Origin of the sequence: Polynucleobacter sp. AP-Nickl1-40-C4, from assembly GCF_035012665.1 — a bacterium.
GTDB lineage: Bacteria > Pseudomonadota > Gammaproteobacteria > Burkholderiales > Burkholderiaceae > Polynucleobacter.
This window is the reverse complement of the sequence record NZ_JAYGQR010000004.1, coordinates 70,592-88,883: the sequence shown is the minus strand read 5'-3', so window position 1 is coordinate 88,883 and position 18,292 is coordinate 70,592. Positions and strand designations below refer to the sequence as shown.

Annotated in this window: 20 protein-coding genes; 17 read left to right on the top strand and 3 right to left on the bottom strand. The window is 44.6% G+C overall.

The features are described from left to right. The first annotated feature begins 4 nt into the window (after positions 1–4). Positions 5–175, top strand: coding sequence for a rubredoxin (locus VC182_RS06140; protein WP_071464595.1), 171 nt, complete (start codon positions 5–7; stop codon positions 173–175). Positions 176–188: 13 nt separating this feature from the next. Further along, the gene (gene hemL, locus VC182_RS06135) at positions 189–1,490 is read left to right on the top strand and encodes a glutamate-1-semialdehyde 2,1-aminomutase (RefSeq protein ID WP_323484888.1); all 1,302 of its coding nucleotides are present in this window, start codon (positions 189–191) and stop codon (positions 1,488–1,490) included. A gap of 35 nt (positions 1,491–1,525) precedes the next feature. Here hemL and VC182_RS06130 read toward each other — a convergent pair whose 3' ends face one another. Continuing rightward, positions 1,526–2,365, bottom strand: a complete 840-nt coding sequence (locus tag VC182_RS06130; protein ID WP_216121599.1) for a symmetrical bis(5'-nucleosyl)-tetraphosphatase — start codon at positions 2,363–2,365, stop codon at positions 1,526–1,528. A 49-nt stretch (positions 2,366–2,414) separates the two neighbouring features. Beyond that, positions 2,415–3,887 (bottom strand): deoxyribodipyrimidine photo-lyase, encoded by a 1,473-nt coding sequence (locus VC182_RS06125; protein ID WP_323484837.1) that lies wholly within the window; start codon positions 3,885–3,887, stop codon positions 2,415–2,417. A gap of 76 nt (positions 3,888–3,963) precedes the next feature. Between VC182_RS06125 and VC182_RS06120 the strand changes: the two genes are divergently transcribed. The 8 genes from VC182_RS06120 (at position 3,964) to VC182_RS06085 (ending at position 10,574) form a co-directional block, all read left to right on the top strand. Then, complete coding sequence (locus VC182_RS06120) at positions 3,964–4,773, top strand: YdcF family protein (RefSeq protein ID WP_323484836.1); 810 nt, start codon at positions 3,964–3,966, stop codon at positions 4,771–4,773. A gap of 126 nt (positions 4,774–4,899) precedes the next feature. Continuing rightward, the gene (locus VC182_RS06115; protein ID WP_237767771.1) at positions 4,900–5,439 is read left to right on the top strand and encodes a YqgE/AlgH family protein; all 540 of its coding nucleotides are present in this window, start codon (positions 4,900–4,902) and stop codon (positions 5,437–5,439) included. Beyond that, positions 5,432–5,839, top strand: a complete 408-nt coding sequence (gene ruvX / locus VC182_RS06110) for a Holliday junction resolvase RuvX (RefSeq protein WP_072583329.1) — start codon at positions 5,432–5,434, stop codon at positions 5,837–5,839. Before VC182_RS06115 ends, ruvX begins: the two co-directional genes overlap by 8 nt. Before the next feature lie 61 nt (positions 5,840–5,900). Then, complete coding sequence (gene pyrR, locus VC182_RS06105) at positions 5,901–6,401, top strand: bifunctional pyr operon transcriptional regulator/uracil phosphoribosyltransferase PyrR (RefSeq protein ID WP_323484835.1); 501 nt, start codon at positions 5,901–5,903, stop codon at positions 6,399–6,401. Then, positions 6,401–7,360, top strand: coding sequence for an aspartate carbamoyltransferase catalytic subunit (locus VC182_RS06100; RefSeq protein ID WP_072583327.1), 960 nt, complete (start codon positions 6,401–6,403; stop codon positions 7,358–7,360). Before pyrR ends, VC182_RS06100 begins: the two co-directional genes overlap by 1 nt. A gap of 13 nt (positions 7,361–7,373) precedes the next feature. Next, on the top strand, positions 7,374–8,729 hold the full coding sequence (locus VC182_RS06095; RefSeq protein WP_323484834.1) for a hypothetical protein: 1,356 nt from the start codon (positions 7,374–7,376) through the stop codon (positions 8,727–8,729). Between the two features lie 15 nt (positions 8,730–8,744). Next, a complete protein-coding gene (locus VC182_RS06090) occupies positions 8,745–9,644 on the top strand; it encodes a DUF6492 family protein (RefSeq protein ID WP_323484833.1) in 900 nt (299 codons plus the stop codon). 33 nt (positions 9,645–9,677) lie between these two features. Next, complete coding sequence (locus VC182_RS06085) at positions 9,678–10,574, top strand: glycosyltransferase family 2 protein (RefSeq protein WP_323484832.1); 897 nt, start codon at positions 9,678–9,680, stop codon at positions 10,572–10,574. Between the two features lie 5 nt (positions 10,575–10,579). On the opposite strand, the gene VC182_RS06080 is transcribed toward VC182_RS06085, so the two are convergent. Continuing rightward, positions 10,580–11,464 carry an alpha-1,2-fucosyltransferase gene (locus tag VC182_RS06080; protein WP_323484831.1) on the bottom strand — a complete coding sequence of 295 codons (885 nt, stop codon included), beginning with the start codon at positions 11,462–11,464 and terminating at the stop codon, positions 10,580–10,582. Positions 11,465–11,652: 188 nt separating this feature from the next. Here VC182_RS06080 and VC182_RS06075 point away from each other — a divergent pair, with 188 nt between their 5' ends. The 7 genes from VC182_RS06075 to waaC are packed head-to-tail and all read left to right on the top strand — an operon-like array spanning position 11,653 to position 18,287. Continuing rightward, positions 11,653–12,621 (top strand): glycosyltransferase family 10 domain-containing protein, encoded by a 969-nt coding sequence (locus tag VC182_RS06075; protein ID WP_323484830.1) that lies wholly within the window; start codon positions 11,653–11,655, stop codon positions 12,619–12,621. A 20-nt stretch (positions 12,622–12,641) separates the two neighbouring features. Next, positions 12,642–13,580 carry a hypothetical protein gene (locus VC182_RS06070; protein ID WP_323484829.1) on the top strand — a complete coding sequence of 313 codons (939 nt, stop codon included), beginning with the start codon at positions 12,642–12,644 and terminating at the stop codon, positions 13,578–13,580. 15 nt (positions 13,581–13,595) lie between these two features. After that, on the top strand, positions 13,596–14,654 hold the full coding sequence (rfbB, locus tag VC182_RS06065; RefSeq protein WP_216121618.1) for a dTDP-glucose 4,6-dehydratase: 1,059 nt from the start codon (positions 13,596–13,598) through the stop codon (positions 14,652–14,654). Then, positions 14,614–15,636, top strand: a complete 1,023-nt coding sequence (gene rfbD, locus VC182_RS06060; protein ID WP_323484828.1) for a dTDP-4-dehydrorhamnose reductase — start codon at positions 14,614–14,616, stop codon at positions 15,634–15,636. The genes rfbB and rfbD overlap by 41 nt, the downstream gene beginning before the upstream one ends. A gap of 44 nt (positions 15,637–15,680) precedes the next feature. Beyond that, positions 15,681–16,610: a glucose-1-phosphate thymidylyltransferase RfbA gene (rfbA, locus tag VC182_RS06055; protein WP_323484827.1), complete on the top strand. Its 930-nt coding sequence runs from the start codon at positions 15,681–15,683 to the stop codon at positions 16,608–16,610. Then, on the top strand, positions 16,607–17,173 hold the full coding sequence (rfbC, locus tag VC182_RS06050) for a dTDP-4-dehydrorhamnose 3,5-epimerase (RefSeq protein ID WP_323484826.1): 567 nt from the start codon (positions 16,607–16,609) through the stop codon (positions 17,171–17,173). Before rfbA ends, rfbC begins: the two co-directional genes overlap by 4 nt. Positions 17,174–17,213: 40 nt before the next feature. Beyond that, positions 17,214–18,287: a lipopolysaccharide heptosyltransferase I gene (gene waaC / locus VC182_RS06045; RefSeq protein ID WP_072583317.1), complete on the top strand. Its 1,074-nt coding sequence runs from the start codon at positions 17,214–17,216 to the stop codon at positions 18,285–18,287. Positions 18,288–18,292: the final 5 nt, after the last annotated feature.

Here is an 18,292-nt window from a genome sequence, read left to right as displayed (position 1 = left end):
GGTAATGGAATTTAAAACATATATGTGTTTGATCTGCGGTTGGGTTTATGACGAAGCCGCTGGTTTGCCTGATGAAGGTATTGCACCTGGAACGCTTTGGAAAGATGTTCCCATGAACTGGACTTGTCCAGAGTGCGGTGCCCGTAAAGAAGATTTTGAAATGATGGCAATTTAATTCGGAAGCAATGATGGCAAAAGTAGATCAAAACGAAGTTTTATTTGAGCGTGCACAAAAGACAATTCCTGGGGGCGTCAATTCTCCAGTGCGAGCATTTCGTCAGGTGGGCGGAACTCCCCGTTTTGTTACAAGAGCCCAAGGCCCTTATTTCTGGGATGCCAATGATCAGCGTTATATCGACTTAATTATGTCTTGGGGCCCAATGATTGTGGGTCATGCCAATCCTGAGGTGGTGGCTGCGGTTCAGAAAGCTGCTGAAACTAGCTTTAGTTATGGTGCCCCCACTGAAGGCGAGATTGAATTGGCTGAGCGTATCTGTGCACTTATGCCGAGTGTCGAACAAGTGCGTATGGTTTCTAGTGGCACTGAAGCAACGATGAGTGCTTTGCGTCTGGCTCGTGGTTACACTGGCCGTGACTTGATTATCAAGTTTGAGGGTTGCTATCACGGCCATGCCGATAGTCTCTTAGTTAAAGCAGGTTCAGGCTTACTTACCTTTGCCGACTCTACCCAAAATGCGCCTTCTTCTGGTGGTGTTCCACAGGATTTGGTGAAGCACACTTTAGTTCTGCCGTATAACGATGTGGCAGCAATTGAGGAAGTCTTTAAAAAGCAGGGAGATCAGATCGCTGCTGTGATCTTGGAGCCGATTGCCGGCAATATGAATCTCATTCAGCCTTCAAAAGAATTTTTAGCGGCTATTCGAAGTTTGACTAGTAAGCATGGTAGCGTCTTAATCTACGATGAAGTGATGACTGGTTTTAGGGTCGCCTTAGGTGGCGCTCAGTTCTTGCAGGGCATAACCCCTGATCTCACTTGCCTTGGCAAGGTCATGGGCGGCGGCATGCCTATGGCGGCTTTTGGTGGCAGGAAGGAGATCATGAATAAGCTTGCCCCTTTGGGTAATGTTTATCAGGCGGGCACTTTATCCGGTAATCCAGTAGCGGTTGCTGCAGGATTAAAAACTTTGGAGATTATTTCTCGCGAAGGTTTCTACGAATGCTTGACTGGCCAAACAGAAAAGTTAATGGCAGGCTTAAAACAATCTGCAGATAAGGCCGGCGTTCCTTTTGCTGTGGATAGCGTTGGCGGTATGTTTGGCTTTTACTTCGCTGATCAAGTGCCAACTACCTATGAAGCAGTTACTAAAACCAATATTGAGGCGTTTAAGAAGTTCTTCCACTTCATGCTGGATGAAGGTGTGTATTTGGCGCCATCTGCCTACGAAGCCGGATTTACTTCCATAGCACATGACAATGCAGTAATCGATGCGATCATTGCTGCTGCTGAGAAATCCTTTAAAAAGCTTTGAGCTTTAAGGATTAAATAATCAATATTTCTGATTGTTTACATTCTGAGTGGGTGGTCGTAACCACTTACCTGAATGAGCTCTAGATTTTTAGAGTCTTTATTTGAGCTGGAGATTTCTAGGGCAGAGAGCTTGCCGCCCCATACGCAGCCAGTGTCTAAGCCAATCACATTGTGTTGACGTAGCAAGCCCAATGTTGACCAGTGACCGAAATAGGTAAGAACGTCTTGAGTCTTTCTGCCTGGGACTGTGAACCAAGGGATATAGCCTTTGGGACCTTGCTCCAAGCCTTCTTTGCTCTCAAATTCCATTTTTCCAGTTGGTGTGCAGAAACGCATTCTGGTTAAGGTGTTGGTAATCACGCGTAGGCGCTCATAACCTTTCAGAGACTTGCTCCACTGATTTGGTGTATTGCCATACATATTAGCTAGAAAATCTTTATACGATTTACCGCGTAAAGTTTTTTCCACTTCTTGCGCGCATTCAATGGTTTGCTGCAGATCCCATTGCGGCAAGACTCCTGCATGAACTGTTAATACTTTGCCATTGCTCAAAGCCATGGGTCGATTACGAATCCAATGAATCAGCTCTTTGCGATCTGGTGCCGACAGTATGGGTTCAATAGTGTCCAGGCCTTTGGATTTTCGAAGTCCTGCGTCAATCGCTAAGAGATGTAGATCATGATTGCCTAAGATGCATTCAGCGCGACCTGATTCTTGTAAGGCTTTGAGTTGGCGTAATGCACCAAGCGAGTCTGGTCCACGATTGACGAGATCCCCCAAAAAAATCATCTTCGATTTTTTTGGAAGTTTCTTGACTAGGGCTTTGAGAGAGGGCGCACAACCCTGTACATCGCCTACGGCGTAGATCTTGCTCATACGCTATCTTAAATCGGAACTGTGAATAGGGCGCTAATGATTCTGTGTATTAGGCGACTTTTTTAACCACGCTGTAACGAACCAAGGTATTTTTGCGCGCTTCATCGTGATCTACTACTGGTAGAGGGTAGTCTCGTCCGATTATGATCCCGGCAGCCTCGAGCTCAATATGGCCAGCTTTCCAGGGGGCATGGATAGATTTCTTAGAGAGCTTTTCTAATTTTGGCAGGTAGCGTTTAATAAATTTACCTTCTGGATCAAATTTTTCTGACTGGGTAATGGGGTTAAAGATACGGAAGTAGGGTTGCGCATCACATCCTGATGAAGAAGCCCACTGCCATCCACCGTTATTAGAGGAAAGCTCAAAGTCATTGAGATGTTCTGCAAAGTAGGCTTCGCCCCAGCGCCAATCTATTCCCAGATCTTTAGTCAGAAAGCTCGCTACCACCATGCGTAGGCGGTTATGCATATAGCCACTTTGGTTGAGTTGATGCATGGCTGCATCCACAAGCGGATATCCTGTTTTGCCTTCACACCAAGCAGCAAATAGCTTCTTTGCTTTAGAGCCAGATTCCCAAACGATGTTGTCATAATCTGGTTTAAAAGATGCGCCTGTGGCTAAGCGAGGATGATTAGCCAGAATCATGAAATAAAAATCACGCCAAATCAGTTCACTTAACCAAATGGTTGCACCCATGCTACCAGCCAACATCCGACGATGGGCTTCACGTACCAAGCCTCTGATAGAAAGCATGCCAAAGCGTAAATGCGTAGAGAGATAGCTAACACCTTTAATTGCCGGGAAGTCTCTACCGATTTGGTATTGATCAATGCGGGGTAGGAAGTCTTCTAAAAAGGTTTGACCGCCCTTGGAGCCAGGTGGTAGATAGCTTTCAATGCCGGTGGGGCAAAATCCCATCGACTCAAGAGAAGGCAATTTTTGATCTAATTTTTTTGGTAAGGCCCCCAATTGCTTAGGCTTTGGGTTGCACTCATAGGCAGCAAGATCTTTTTCTTGCAGAGTCTTGAGCCAGTTATTTTTATAAGGCGTAAAAATGGAAAAGACGGTATTTGAGTTTGTAAGAATTTCTTTTTTCTCAAAAATGACTTGATCTTTAAAACTTTCAAAATCAATTCCTAACTTTGTTAGGGATGCTTTAACAGTTTCATCTCTCTCAATCGCTGATGGTTCGTAGTCATGGTTTGTGAAGACGGTTTCTACACCTAACTCTTTTGCAATTTCTGGGATGCATTCAGTGGGTTTTCCGAAGCGCACGATGAGTCCACCACCTTGTTTGCGAAGCTCATCATCAATTTGCTTTATGCCCTGCCAGATGAAATCTACACGGCGATCATGCTTGAGTCCATTGGCATCTAAATCACCCTTCAATAAGGGTTTGAGAATGTCTGTATCAAAAATGAAGGTAAGCCAAACTTGGCCACTTTCTTTTAGGGCGTGGTGAAGCGCGGCATTGTCATAGAGGCGGAGGTCACGGCGGAGCCAAACGAGAGCTTTTTGCATAGCCCCTATATTAGGGCTTATTCAAGGTAAATGCAGGCGGTTAGGCAGAGCAGACAGGTTAAGATCCTAAGGAATTATGGATACGATCTTTTTTATTCTCTCGAAGGTGGTGCAATTTTGCATTGAGCCACTCAATTGGGTGCCTATTTTTGTATTACTGGCCCTGTTCTTTTTGTCCTTGCGAAAACCGCACCTCTGCAAGAGATTTTTGGTGCTGGCTTTGATAGACCTTGCATTGGTGGGTTGGCTTCCTGCATCTGAGGTGTTTCTCAGAGCGCTTGAAAATACCGTGCCCAAAACTGAGATTACAAAATTATCGAATAATGAAGTGGGCGGCATCATTATTCTGGGCGGCGCCATTGAAGGGGGAGAGATTGCCGTTGATCGTGGCGAGATTTCAATCTACTCATCCGCTGAAAGGGTGACCAAAGCGTTCGAGTTAATACGTAAGAAGCCCAATGTGCCATTCATATTCAGTGGTTATTCAGGGCGCATAACACCTAAGGGGGTGACAGAGGCGGATGCATTTAAGCAGTTGATTCAAGAGCAGGGCTTAAGCGAGCAGAACGCGCATTACGAAAATCAGTCTCGAAATACCTATGAGAATGTGCTTCATATGAAGCCAATGATTGAGGAGTTTGGCTTAAAAACAGAATCAGGGGAGCTTAAGCCATGGCTTCTAATTACCTCCGCCAGCCATATGTACCGCTCTACCAAGATTTTCCAAAAACAGGGTTTAGAAGTGCTTCCAATGTTGGTCGATTATCAAACGGCTAATAGCCTTCAGTGGACAATGTTTGACTTGGTGGATGGAGCCCACAACTGGAACATCCTCGTTCATGAAATAGTTGGTCTTTTTGCTTACTGGATTGCCGGAAAAATCTAGATATTCTGTAAAATAAGCCTTATGACTTCGGCTAAAAAAGCACCCCCTGCTTCAGAACGAGCTTCTGTATCAGAGTCATCAATTTCCTTTTCCGCAGACCATCTCGCCAATCAGTTTTTAATTGCTATGCCGGGCATGGTGGACCCTAATTTTGCTGGTTCTGTGATTTACCTGTTTGAGCATACCGAGAGGGGTGCAATGGGTTTGGTCATCAATCGGCCTACTGAGGTCGATTTGGAAACGCTCTTTGACAAGATTGAGTTGAAATTGGAGATTGCTCCTTTATTAAAGCAGCCGGTATATTTTGGTGGCCCAGTTCAAATAGAGCGCGGCTTTGTTTTGCATGAGTCTGATGCACTCTCGCCTTATAGTTCTTCATTAATTATTCCGGGCGGCTTGACGATGACTACATCCAAGGACGTCCTTGAAGCTGTAGCTGCCGGCAAAGGTCCGCAACATTTTTTGATGACCTTAGGTTATGCCGGCTGGGGCGCTGGTCAGCTTGAGGAAGAGATTACGCTGAATGGCTGGATGAATGTGCCGCTAGCACGTGAACAAATGATTGAGATCATTTTCAATACCCCATCAAGCCAGCGTTATGAAAAATCTGTGAGTCACTTAGGTTTTGATTTGTCTCATCTGTCTGGAGAGGCTGGGCATGCCTGACGCATTGACGCTGATGGCATTTGATTATGGAACTCGTAGAGTGGGTGTGGCAGTCGGAAACTCTGTGACAAAAGCAGGCCAAGCTTTGAAGACCATTGCAGCGCCAAGTAGTGACGTTCTTTTTCAGGTGATTGAGAAACTCTTGAAAGAGTGGCAGCCAGACCAATTGGTGGTTGGCCGACCAGTCCACCCAGACGGCACCCCCCATGAAATGACTGGAAAGGCGGTCCGCTTCGGCAATCAGTTGCATGGCCGCTTTCAGTTGCCGGTTTTCTGGGTAGATGAGCGCTATACCTCTGCAGTTTTGGAGGGGGACTCCAAGATGCACGACAATCTAGATGCGCACTCTGCAGCCCTCATTTTGGAGCAGTATTTTGCAGAACATAACGTGAAGCCCTGAAGTTAGATTAAGTTAATCGCTAGAAAAAGAAATAGATCTTATATAGAGTCCGGACCAGAGAATGAATGCTGAACAGTTATACGGAAAATTACTAGAGAACTTGCGCAAGAGAGCGCAAGAGGGCTCTTTTGAGCTTGCTGGCCTTGCTATGGGTGGTGCATGGATTGCCGAGCGGCTCGCCCATGATTTAGGGCTTACACACTTTGGAATAATTAATGTCGCTTTTCATCGGGATGACTACGCAGAAAAAGGCATGACTGCTTTACGTACTGCTAGCACTATGACTACGCATTTACCTTTTGATGTAAACGGTGCCAATGTCATTTTGATTGATGATGTGTTGCTTACTGGTAGAACTGTTCGAGCAGCTCTCAATGAGTTATTTGATTTTGGAAGGCCTGCGCAAGTCGAGCTCATGGTCCTTGCTGATCGAGGAAATCGTGAATTACCAATAACCGCTAATTTTGTAGGTGAGCAGGTACAGGTTCCGGAAAACCAAATTCTGGTTTTAGAAAAAGATACCGCTGGCAAGTTCAGCTTTCAGCTAGAGGGGCGTGAGTAATGAGTCAGCTAGTGAATCAATTTAATGCGGCTGGAGAACTAACGCATCTTCTCACTCTAGAGGGCTTGCCTAAGGAGCAGATTCTGCATATTTTAGATACTGCGCAACAGTTTGTGAGCGTGACAGATCCTGCCCGCGAGGTGAAGAAGGTCCCGTTACTGCGCGGCAAAAGCGTATTTAATCTGTTCTTTGAAAACTCTACTCGTACTAGAACCACTTTTGAAATCGCTGCTAAGCGTTTATCAGCAGATGTGATTAATTTAGATATTTCAACCTCGTCTACAGCCAAGGGTGAGAGCTTGCTCGACACCATTGATAATCTAGTGGCAATGCAGGCTGATATTTTTGTGGTGCGTCATAGCGTATCTAAAGCCCCCATTGAAATCGCGAATCACGTACCAGCACATGTTCACGTTGTGAATGCAGGTGATGGTAGCCATCAACATCCAACGCAAGGATTGTTGGATATGTATACGATGCGTCACTTTAAGCAAAACTTTAAAGGTTTGAAAGTGGCGATTGTGGGCGATATTGTTCATAGCCGCGTTGCTAAATCGAATATCCATGCCCTTACGACTTTGGGTTGCGAAGACATTCGTGCGATTGGTCCAGAAAGCCTGCTTCCAAGCGATCTAAATATGTTGGGTGTCAAAGTGTTCCATAGCATGGAAGAAGGCTTAAAGGATGTGGATGTCGTGATGACACTGCGCATTCAAAAGGAGCGTATGGAGGCTGGTCAGGTTCCCGAGGGTGATGCTTTCTTTAAGCAGTATGGCTTAAACCCTACTCGCCTTGCCTTAGCCAAAGCCGATGCCATCGTGATGCATCCTGGCCCCATGAATCGCGGCGTTGAGATTGATTCAATCGTCGCCGATGGTCCTCAATCCGTCATCTTGAATCAAGTGACTTTTGGAATTGCAGTGCGCATGGCTGTGATGTCCATTGTTGCTGGCAACTAGTCGAGCCACCTGAGTGACTATTTCTTTGCCTGCGGTGACTGAAAAAAAGCGTTGGTTGATTTTGACTCATGCATTCAATATGGATGGTCGTGCAGCTAGCTTAACCATTACCGACAAAATACCTTATTTATTAGAAGCGGGTGTTGAGCCGATTGTGTTCAGTGCCATCACTGGTATCAAAGATCAGCGCTTTCCGCATTACCAATTTATTGCTTGGGGTCCTTCAGGCTTTCGTTTTGACTTTCGTCATTGGGTGGCTAATAAATATGGCCGTGGATTCATCTACAAGATCACTACTAGAACGGTTTCGATCCTATTGGCGCCACTCATTGCAATTGAGAAGCTTTGCCTTGGCTACTCCAGTCAATGGTCATGGGCGTTGCCAGCCTTTTTACATGGCTGGAGGCTCATTCGTGCAGGTAAAGTTGATGTGGTGATGTCTGTTGGGAGCGCTTGGTCTGCTCACTTAGCTGGCGTATGGCTCAAGAAAGCAACCGGTATTGAATTGATTTCCGAAGTACATGACCCATTAGTCATTCGTAAGAATCCCAGTGATCCAGGATTTGAGAAACCTAAAAACCGCGATGCTCGATTTAGGCATTATTTAGAAAACCAACTCACTCGTTTTTCTGACAAGGTCTGGTGGTTTACTGAAGGAGCTTTGCATTATGCAAAGGTGCGTAATCCCAATCTCAATACACCTCACAATGCTCATGGCTTTGTAGTCACCCCTGGTGCTGAGCCTCCTGGCAGTCTTAATGCCAATAGGGCGCATTCTTACACCTCCCAACTCAATCTTTGTCATTTTGGTTCGCTAGCCAATGACCGATCACTTTCAACTGTATTGAATGGCCTGGTTCCTCTGTTTAAGAAATATCCAGAAGCTAGAAATTTAATTCGTGTCCATGCGTATGGTGCTCCTCTAGACTCTCTATCGCTTGAGGCAATCAATCAATTGGAATTTTCTGATGTATTGCTTGCGCATGGTCGTTTAGAAAAAGATCCTGTCAGCGGTAAGTCTGGGCGCGAGCGAGTTGTCGAGAAGATGCAAGAGGCAGATGTTTTGATATTGCTGCATGGTAATGATGAGTGGTGTGCCGAGTACATTCCATCCAAGTTCTACGATTACCTCTGGGCCGGTCGTCCTATCTGGGGTATTACCCACCGCAATCCACAGCTGGATCAAATGTTGCTTGATAGAGGGGCATATTTAAGTGCTGAAGGCGATTCTGAGGGTATTGCCATGGCCTTGGAAAGAATTTGGTTAGACTGGCAGGGAAAACATTTAATTGAGCCAGTATGGAAGCCGATTGGCGTTGATCAGGCTGTTAATACAATATTGACGAATGTACAAAGCCACTCTCAATAACAACAGGAATATCGTTTGAAAGATTTTGTTCTTTACTGCAAATCCTATTCAAGGGATCTTCTGCGTCTAAAACGCCTGTTGGACTCTATCAATAAGTTCAATGTTGATCGCCTTCCTTTTTATATTTCTACTCCAAAAACAGATCAAGCACTTCTCATAGAAGTTTTGGGGCAAGAGGGTTATACCTGGGTGGCTGATGAAGATATTGTGACTGCTAATCCTAAGGCTAGTTTTGAAAAGTATCGGGCTATGCCGGGCGGCTTGTCACAGCAGATTGTGAAATCTGAGTTTTGGCGCTTAGGCTTATCTGAAAACTATTTATGCCTAGATTCCGATAGTTTATTTATTCGAGATTTTCATCAATCTGATTTCTTATCTGTAGATGGCGTGCCTTACACGGTCCTGCATCAGAACAAAGAGCTTTTTCAGATTGCGTCCAATCGTGGTCAAGATAAAGTGGAGAGAGATCTTAGAGCTGAAGCGGACCGCGTGCAAAAATTATTTGGCCGTGTAGGGCCTAATTTTTATTGCGCGCCAGCCCCGTTTATTTGGTCTGCCAAGGTATGGCAATCATTGGATACACAATTTCTGCAACCTCAGGGTATGAGCATTTGGGATTTGATCACCCCGGAACATCCTGAGACTTTGATTTATGGAGAAACCCTCCTAAAGTTCCACGCTATTCCGCTGATTGCGATTGAGCCCTTGTTTCGGATCTATCACTACGATTGGCAGTATTTCTTAATGAGGCGCCTAGGTGAAACCGAAGCTAAGGTTGCAAAGCATTACATGGGGATTATTTATCAGTCCGCCTGGGAATCTGAGTTGAATTTCGGCGCCTCACAAAAATCACTTTCTTCTCGCTTATTGAAGCGCCTTAAGCGTTTTGGGCGATATTTACAAAGCTATCTATAGCTTATGGCCGCACACCCACTAGTTAGCATTTCCATGCCAGCGTTTAATGCGGCAAAGTACATTGCAGCATCTATTCAGAGCGTGCTTGATCAAACCTACCAAAATTTTGAGTTGATTATTTACGATGACGGTTCAAGCGACCAGACTCGAGAAATTATTCAGAGCTTCTCTGATCCCCGCATTAAAACTATTCTTGCCGACCAAAACCAGGGACTCATTGTTGCCAGAAACGCGATAGCAAAAAAGGCTCAGGGCAAGTACATCGCTTTATTAGATTGTGATGATATTGCAGAGCCCACTAGGCTTGAGGAGCAGGTGGCCTATTTAGAGGGTGATCAATGTGATATGTGTGGCTCAGCATATTGGACAATCAATGAGCAATCTGGCGTTAGAAAAAAATCCAAACAAAAATACTCCAATGCGGATCTAAAAGCTTTACTGACTATTGGCAGTCCATTTTGCAATCCTACGGTAATGGGTAAGGCAGAAATTTTTAAGGAATTGCCTTACTTGCAGCAGCATAAGCATGCTGAAGACTATGCATTTTTTGTTGAGGCCGCATTAAAAGGCTGGCGCTTTACTAATCTTAAAAGTAGATTGCTGACTTACCGCTTGCATGAGAATCAGATCAGCGTAGTGCAGGGTGAACCTGCTCGAGAAGTCTTTAAAAAAATGCAATTGCATTATTTAGAAGGCATGAATATAGGATCTGCTTATTGCCCCCGTCCAATGTCATTTATGGACAGGCTGCGTTATGCAATGCCGATGATCAAAATGCTGAATCAACATATTCGCGGCATTTCAATGATGGCGAACTATGAGATCTATGCACGCTTTCAATTCCGGGGTAATGGCATTTTGACGCCATTTACCAGGTTGGAGCGCCTTATGGTTTCTACTGTTGCTAGCCTCTATGGGCGACTAGCTTAGGCCAATTAAATACGCTTCCAATCAGTGGGGAGCAGATCATTCAAATCCAGGCTGGTGTCATTCATCCATTTTTTTGGACAGTAAATGGTGCCGTTTGGATTCTTGCTAAGCCATGCCGCCCACCAACTGAGAGAGCTATTGGCAATCAAATGATTCTGGCAATGAGTCATGAGTTCAAGTTCTTGAATAACAGCATCACTGCTCTTGAGTGACTGCACAAACGTAGCTCTTTCTGGGTATGGAAGATTTTCTTTTGCCCATGTAATGTCATCTGAGAAAACAAAAAAATGGGTTTCTGGACTTTGCTCCAGCAATAGCTTCATGCCCGTATGATAGTAATCAAGGCCAACGAAGCCATGTACTTTTGCAGCGCTAGCTAGATTCACATAATCACCGCGGCGCACGTGCACCATGGCTGAATTAGTCGCTTGAATTTGCTGAAGATAGTTTTGGTAATGGCTGTCGAGAGACTTTTTTGGACTAATTTCACTTTGAAGAATCGACTTAATACTCTCAAAGTATTTATAAGACTGCCAATAGCCCATGAGATAGAGGTTCTGCTGTTTAAAAGCAGGTGACTTACTTAGTCGAGGATCAAATCGATAAGGAGCTTGCTCTGTAAAGATAAACGGAGTGATTGGCCAGAATTTTTGCGCAATGCGTTGTATGCGTTTGGGGCGCTTAATCTTTGGCTGAAAGGAAATTAATGAACCTTTGGTATTTAATTCACTCAGCATTAGCTCTCGAGGAGTCACATCATCATAGGTTTGGGTATACCAGCTATGGTCAAGCAGCAATGGAACTTGTTTTTGCAGGGCAAGGGCCCTTCCGGTGGCATATTGAAAGAGTTGATTGCCAAGTCCACCCTGTAGCTGTGCGATGATATTCATAACTTTATAATTAAAACATTAGATGGGGCTTTTGGTGCATTTGCTAAAAACGTAGAGCCTCCATTCTTTATATATTCCATATAAATAGGTCTTTTATGCTTATTGGCAGTATTTACGGTTGGGAAAACGGGGAAGATGACATTTTCAACCCTCAAAGCCTACGTAATCGAGACAATTGTCTCGAGCCAATGCGTGTTTTGCAGGAAGTGGCACTGAGTCAAGATGTCGAGTTACATACTGCAGACGTCAATGAGAAGAATGGTGTAAGTCCAGATTTCGGACTCTATGTTGAGTCTATCGACTTTGTTTCCCCATCCATTAAGAAAAATTATTTAATTCTGTATGAGACACCGCTGACCGTCCCCAGAAATGCTGAATATCAATATCTCAATCATTTCGATGGCATTTTTACTTGGAATAAGGATTTACTTGAAAAAGGCTTTTCGGATGATCAAGGAAGAACTATTTCTGCCGAACGCTTCATTGAAATATTCCACCCCAATCCCATCCCGTCAGAGTGCGGACAAGACTTTGTCAGCTTGCCATTTGCTCAGCGACCAGATTTGGTCTGTTTGATTGGCAGCAACCGGCATGCTAATGCGCATGATGACCGAGAGCTCTATTCAGAAAGAGTGCGAGCAGTTCGTTGGTTTGAAAAGCACGTGCCAGGAGAATTGAAACTTTATGGTAATGGTTGGAAGGTGCCACAAAAGCGATTGGGTAAATTAGGCAAGCTGCGTTACCGCATGGAAAAAATTTATCCATGGATTACCTCAAAGCCAGTCTTTCCTAGTTACCAAGGGCCCGCAACAACTAAGCATGAAGTTTTGAGTAAAACCAAGTTTTGCATTTGTTTTGAGAATGCGAGAGATATTCCGGGTTATTTAACCGAAAAGATCTTTGACTGTTTATTTGCTGGCTGCATTCCTATTTATTGGGGAGAAGCTAATGTAGCTCATGCGATTCCATCTGACTGTTTTATTGATTTCCGAAAATTCGCTGATTACAGTGAGCTAAATCAATTTATTAGCACTATGACTGCGCAAACCTTTGCCTCTTATCAAGAGGCTGCTATTCAGTTCTTGAAGGGCTCAGGCTTTACCTCGTATACCTCTGAGAGCTTTGCTAACTGCATTGTGGCTGGTCTTAAGCGCTAGTAGCCGTGCAATAATTCGTTATGACTTTAATAAACTTAAGCTCACGATCTAGGAAGCCTATCGCTGAATCGGAGATATTGTTGGCTGGCCCCGTCAGAAATGCCTCTAACCATATTGCTAATGATATTGAAAAGGTTCTGACGAGCCTTGGTCAATTTAAAGCAGTCTATTGTTTTATTGTTGAGAGTGATTCTAGTGACGATACCCTGCAAAGACTGGAGGAGATGTCTAAGAAATTCAAGAATTTCTCATTCATCACCGCTTGTCAACTCAGCAAAAAACTTCCAAAAAGAACGGATCGGATTGCATACGCTAGAAATTTAATTATTGATGCAGTAGCGAGTGATCCAAAATACCAAAATATAGATTACGTCGCGATGGCCGATTTGGATGGTATGAACGGTCTAGTTACTCAAGAAAAAATTACTCAATGCTGGGAGGTGGATGAACCGTGGGATGTTATTACGGCCAACCAGCTTGGTGGTTACTATGATATTTGGGCTTTAAGCCATCCCCATTGGAACCCCATGGATTGCTGGGAGCAAAAGCATCGCTTAGAAGTCATCCTGGGCGACAAGGCAGCCACTGAGATTGCGCTTGGTTGCAAGCAAGTGGTGATTGATCCTCGCGCAGACCTCATTGAAGTGGATTCTGCATTTGGTGGTCTGGGAATCTATAAGCGCGAAGCATTTCTGGCGGGTAGATATGCCGGCACCGATTCAGAGGCTGGAGGCATAGATGTTGCTGACCATACTCCGTTTCATCGGGAGTTGCGACAAAAGGGTTTCCGGATCTTTATTAATCCTGCTTTGATTAACTGTAATAAGGCATCTGGATCTGATGAGCCTGTAGTGCTTCCTAAGCCTAGGGGCGCAGTAAAGCTCATTAAAAAATTAGGCATTTTGATATTTGGTAAGAAACGCTTTAACAAGTATCTACAATTGATGCATACCCCTTAAATTAGAGGCAATCAAATGATTTTGGTAACAGGCGGCGCAGGTTTTATTGGTGGCAATTTTGTCTTGGATTGGCTGAAAGTTCCAGGTAATGAAGGCATTATTAATTTAGATAAATTAACGTATGCCGGCAACTTGGCCACACTTGACTCTTTAAAAAATGATCCACGCCATGTCTTTGTTCATGGCGATATTGGTGATAAAGAGTTGGTTGCTAAGTTGCTGAAAGAACATAAGCCACGCGCCATCGTCAACTTTGCTGCCGAGAGCCATGTGGATCGCTCAATTCATGGGCCGGCTGAATTTGTAACCACGAATATTGTCGGTACATTTAATTTATTAGAGTGCGCACGCGAGTATTGGAATTCTCTTGAAGGAAAAGAGAAAGAGGGATTCCGCTTTCATCATGTATCCACCGATGAAGTGTATGGCTCTTTATCGTTGACTGATGCTGCTTTCACGGAAACTAATCCTTACGAGCCAAACAGTCCTTATTCAGCGTCCAAAGCAGCTTCAGATCATTTGGTACGGGCTTGGTTCCATACCTATGGGTTCCCAGTAGTCACTACCAATTGCTCCAATAACTATGGCCCTTATCACTTCCCAGAGAAGTTGATTCCCTTAGTGATATTGAATGCACTTAATAGCAAGCCTTTGCCCATTTATGGCGATGGCCAACAAATTCGAGATTGGCTATACGTTGGCGATCACTGTTCGGCAATTCGTGAAGTATTGGCTAAAGGTAAATTGGGCGAGACCTATAACATTGGCGGCTGGAATGAAAAAGCCAATATCGATGTTGTGAAAACGATTTGTCGTATTTTGGATGAGCTCAAGCCACGTGCTGACGGCAAGCCATATGCAGAGCAAATTACTTTTGTAAAAGATCGCCCTGGCCATGATCGCCGTTATGCGATTGATGCTAGCAAGGTGGAGCGTGAGCTTGGCTGGCGCCCTGCAGAAACCTTTGATACCGGTATTCGTAAAACCGTTCAGTGGTATTTGGATAATCCAGTTTGGATTGAGGGCGTAGTAAGTGGCTCTTATCGCGACTGGGTCCAAAAGCAATACAACTAAGTTTCCAATGAATATTCTGGTATTTGGTAAGGATGGTCAACTAGGTAAAGCCTTCCGAGTGCTTTTTGATGCTGTAGCACTTCCGGATGAAGTGAATATTCAGTATGTTGGTCGTACTGAATGCGATCTCAGTAACGGCGAGGCTCTTAATGCTTTGCTTGCTGTAGAAAAGCCAAGCCTCATCATCAATGCTTCTGCTTATACGGCCGTTGATAAAGCTGAGACTGAGATTGATATGGCATACGCCATTAATGCGCGAGCGCCAGAATCCATGGCGCAATATGCTTCTCAACATGGCGCCACTTTTTTGCACTATTCCACTGATTATGTTTTTGATGGCAATAAAGATGGCTGGTACGCAGAGGATGATGAACGCAATCCCTTAGGTATTTACGGAAAAAGTAAAGCAGCTGGCGAGCTTGCTATAGAAAGGGCTTTTGCAAATTCAGCACTAGGGCAGTTTGCAATTTTCAGAACAAGCTGGGTTTATGGCGATGGCGGAAATTTCATCAGAACAATGTTGCGTTTAGCAAAGGATCGTGAAGAGCTCAAAGTCATTCATGATCAGCATGGTGTTCCAACCAGCGCAAATTGGCTCGCAAAAGTAAGTCTTAGCCTGGCTCTTGATGAGCACTTCAAGATCAGGCATTTTGCATCAGGTATTTATCACGCTGTTCCTGCGGGGGAAACGACTTGGCATGGATTGGCCTGTTTGGCGATTCAGGCTGCCCTTGATGCGGGAATCACACTGAAAGCAAGGCCTGAGGCTATTAAGCCCATTCCGGCTACCGAATACCCCTTGCCAGCCCCACGACCAATGAATTCCCGTATGGATAGCACTAAATTGCGTCGCGCCCTAGAAGGCGGTCTTTTGAAAGCTTCAAACTCTTATAATGAACTTCAAAATGTGCCAAATTTCCCAGTTTGGGATGGCATGGTTCAAGAATACGTATCCAAGCTTGCTGCGGACGGTTTGATCTAAAAAACCCCTCTTGCTGCCTGAGGTACTAAATAGGGGTAATTTGCATGAGTGTAAATCGTAAGGGCATTATTTTGGCTGGCGGGTCTGGAACTCGTCTGTACCCAGTTACTCAGGCTGTCTCTAAGCAACTAATGCCGGTTTATGACAAGCCGATGGTTTATTACCCTTTAAGCACTTTAATGTTGGCTGGTATTCGAGACATTCTTCTCATTTCTACGCCACACGATACTCCTCGCTTCTCCGAATTATTGGGCGATGGTTCACAGTGGGGTCTCAATATTGAATATTGTGTGCAGCCTTCACCAGATGGTTTGGCACAAGCATTTACGTTAGGTAAGAATTTCGTAGGAAATAATCCTAGTGCCTTAGTTCTTGGCGACAATATTTTTTATGGTCATGAATTGGTAGATCAATTGGATAGTGCAAACGATCGCAGTACTGGCGCAATAGTGTTTGCATATCACGTGAATGATCCTGAGCGCTATGGTGTGGTTGAGTTTGATAAAGATTACAAAGCACTATCGATTGAAGAGAAGCCTCTAAAGCCAAGAAGTAGTTACGCAGTTACTGGTTTGTATTTTTATGACAATCAAGTGTGCGACATTGCGGCCTCGATTAAGCCTAGCGCTCGTGGTGAGCTTGAGATTACTGACGTAAATCGTGTTTACCTGGAAAAGAATGAATTAAGCGTAGAAATCATGGGCCGTGGCTTTGCCTGGCTGGATACGGGCACTCACGATTCATTATTGGATGCAGCTGGCTTTATTGCGACTTTGCAAAAGCGTCAAGGTTTGATGGTTGCCTGTCCTGAAGAGATTGCCTATCGTCAAGGTTGGATCACTGCCGAAGCGGTTCAGAAAGTGGCAGCACAGCTAAGTAAAAATAGCTATGGTCAGTACCTCGGCAAGATTTTGAATGAGCTCAATACTTCTGCACAACCTATCTCTCTATCTGCCAAGAAGACTAGCAAATGAGTGCCCCTTCTAAGTTACAAATAACGCCCACTGCCATTCATGATGTTTTCATTGTAGAGCCAAAAGTATTTGGTGACGAGCGCGGTTGGTTTACTGAATCGTTTAATGCAGAAGACTTTGCTAAAGCAACCGGACTTGATATTGAATTTGTTCAGGACAACCATTCCTTTTCTCGTCAATGGACTTTGCGTGGTTTGCACTATCAGCTAGAGCAGACTCAGGGTAAATTAGTGCGAGTCGTCGCTGGTAGCGTCTTTGATGTTGCAGTAGATATCCGAAAAGATTCTCCAACTTATGGAAAATGGGTTGGTGTTGAGCTCAGCGCGCAGAATCATAAGCAGCTATGGATTCCAGCAAAACTTGCACACGGCTTTTTAGTGCTTTCAGAAACGGCAGAATTTTTATATAAAACCACCGATTACTACCACCCGCAAAGTGAGGCCTGTCTTGCCTGGAATGATCCAACGGTTGCTATTGAATGGCCTTTGCCTGCTGGCGTTCAGCCCAATATGAATGCTAAAGATGCAGCTGGTCATTCATGGGACGCAGCTCCGAAATTCTAATTCGATATCAGACGCTCTTAAAAGATAAGATAATGCTCAAATGAGCGCTGTATCGTCCACCTCCGCAGTAATTTCTTCGTCTAATCCCAAGGTTTTGTTGGTGAAGCTTTCCTCATTGGGAGATGTCCTTCATAACCTACCGATTGTTTGGGATTTACGAGCACGCCTACCGCATGCCCAAATTGACTGGGTAGTTGAGGAAGGCTATGTTCATTTACTCGAGCCACTTTTAAGTCGCGATGGATTTAGAGGTATCGATCGCATCATTCCATTCGGCTTGCGTCGCTGGAAAAGGAATCTTCTCAAGGCGTCAACATGGCAGCAATTGTTTAGCTTCAAAAAAGCGCTGCAAGAAGTTTCTTATGACGTCATTATTGAAACCCAAGGACTGCTTAAATCGGCCATTGTTTGTTCTTTGGCTAGCAAATCCCCAAATGTTGTGATTGCAGGGCTTGCCAATGCAACTGAGTTTTCTGGCTACGAGCCAATAGCCCGTTCTTTCTACAACCAATCGGTTCAGGTCCCCGCTCAGTGTCATGCGGTAGACCGTTCCCGCTGGGTCATGTGCTCAGCTTTAGATTGGCCCTTGGTTGATCGTGCTAGCGCCCCAAAATTTTATCCACAGACTTATGTTGACTCCCTAAATACGAGTGCATTAAGCATCTTTGAGAAATTAAAGTCTCCCTATGTTCTATGTTTTCATTCAACAGCTAGAGAGGCCAAGCGCTGGTCCAATGAAAATTGGGTAAATCTGGGTAAGGAGTTATCCAGCAAGGGCTTCCAAGTGGTGTTTCCTTGGGGAAATGCTGCTGAGAGAAGTGTCAGCGTTCAAATTGCAGGTCAAATACCGGGTGCGATCGTCCCGCCTGCATTTTCAATTGAGGATGCTTTCTCAGTCATTGCGGGTGCCGCACTCACTGTTGGTGTAGATACCGGCTTGACCCATTTAGCTGCTGTTTTGGGCAAGCCAACAGTAGAAATTTATTGCGATTCACCAAGATGGAAGACCGAAGGTTATTGGTCTGAGAATATTCGTAACGTGGGCGATATACAAGCACCACCGAATGTGGACGAAGTGATTGCTGCTTCTTTGAACTTATTGTCTAAGAGTTGACTAGA

Coding starts and splice junctions, on each gene's coding strand:
- VC182_RS06085 (WP_323484832.1), top strand. CDS start 9,678: ATGCCAGCGTTTAATGCGGCAAAGTACATTGCAGCATCTATTCAGAGC.
- VC182_RS06140 (WP_071464595.1), top strand. CDS start 5: ATGGAATTTAAAACATATATGTGTTTGATCTGCGGTTGGGTTTATGAC.
- VC182_RS06075 (WP_323484830.1), top strand. CDS start 11,653: ATGCGTGTTTTGCAGGAAGTGGCACTGAGTCAAGATGTCGAGTTACAT.
- VC182_RS06100 (WP_072583327.1), top strand. CDS start 6,401: ATGAGTCAGCTAGTGAATCAATTTAATGCGGCTGGAGAACTAACGCAT.
- VC182_RS06120 (WP_323484836.1), top strand. CDS start 3,964: ATGGATACGATCTTTTTTATTCTCTCGAAGGTGGTGCAATTTTGCATT.
- waaC (WP_072583317.1), top strand. CDS start 17,214: ATGAGCGCTGTATCGTCCACCTCCGCAGTAATTTCTTCGTCTAATCCC.
- pyrR (WP_323484835.1), top strand. CDS start 5,901: ATGAATGCTGAACAGTTATACGGAAAATTACTAGAGAACTTGCGCAAG.
- VC182_RS06080 (WP_323484831.1), bottom strand. CDS start 11,464: ATGAATATCATCGCACAGCTACAGGGTGGACTTGGCAATCAACTCTTT.
- rfbC (WP_323484826.1), top strand. CDS start 16,607: ATGAGTGCCCCTTCTAAGTTACAAATAACGCCCACTGCCATTCATGAT.
- rfbA (WP_323484827.1), top strand. CDS start 15,681: ATGAGTGTAAATCGTAAGGGCATTATTTTGGCTGGCGGGTCTGGAACT.
- VC182_RS06130 (WP_216121599.1), bottom strand. CDS start 2,365: ATGAGCAAGATCTACGCCGTAGGCGATGTACAGGGTTGTGCGCCCTCT.
- ruvX (WP_072583329.1), top strand. CDS start 5,432: ATGCCTGACGCATTGACGCTGATGGCATTTGATTATGGAACTCGTAGA.
- VC182_RS06125 (WP_323484837.1), bottom strand. CDS start 3,887: ATGCAAAAAGCTCTCGTTTGGCTCCGCCGTGACCTCCGCCTCTATGAC.
- hemL (WP_323484888.1), top strand. CDS start 189: ATGGCAAAAGTAGATCAAAACGAAGTTTTATTTGAGCGTGCACAAAAG.
- VC182_RS06115 (WP_237767771.1), top strand. CDS start 4,900: ATGCCGGGCATGGTGGACCCTAATTTTGCTGGTTCTGTGATTTACCTG.
- VC182_RS06070 (WP_323484829.1), top strand. CDS start 12,642: ATGACTTTAATAAACTTAAGCTCACGATCTAGGAAGCCTATCGCTGAA.
- rfbB (WP_216121618.1), top strand. CDS start 13,596: ATGATTTTGGTAACAGGCGGCGCAGGTTTTATTGGTGGCAATTTTGTC.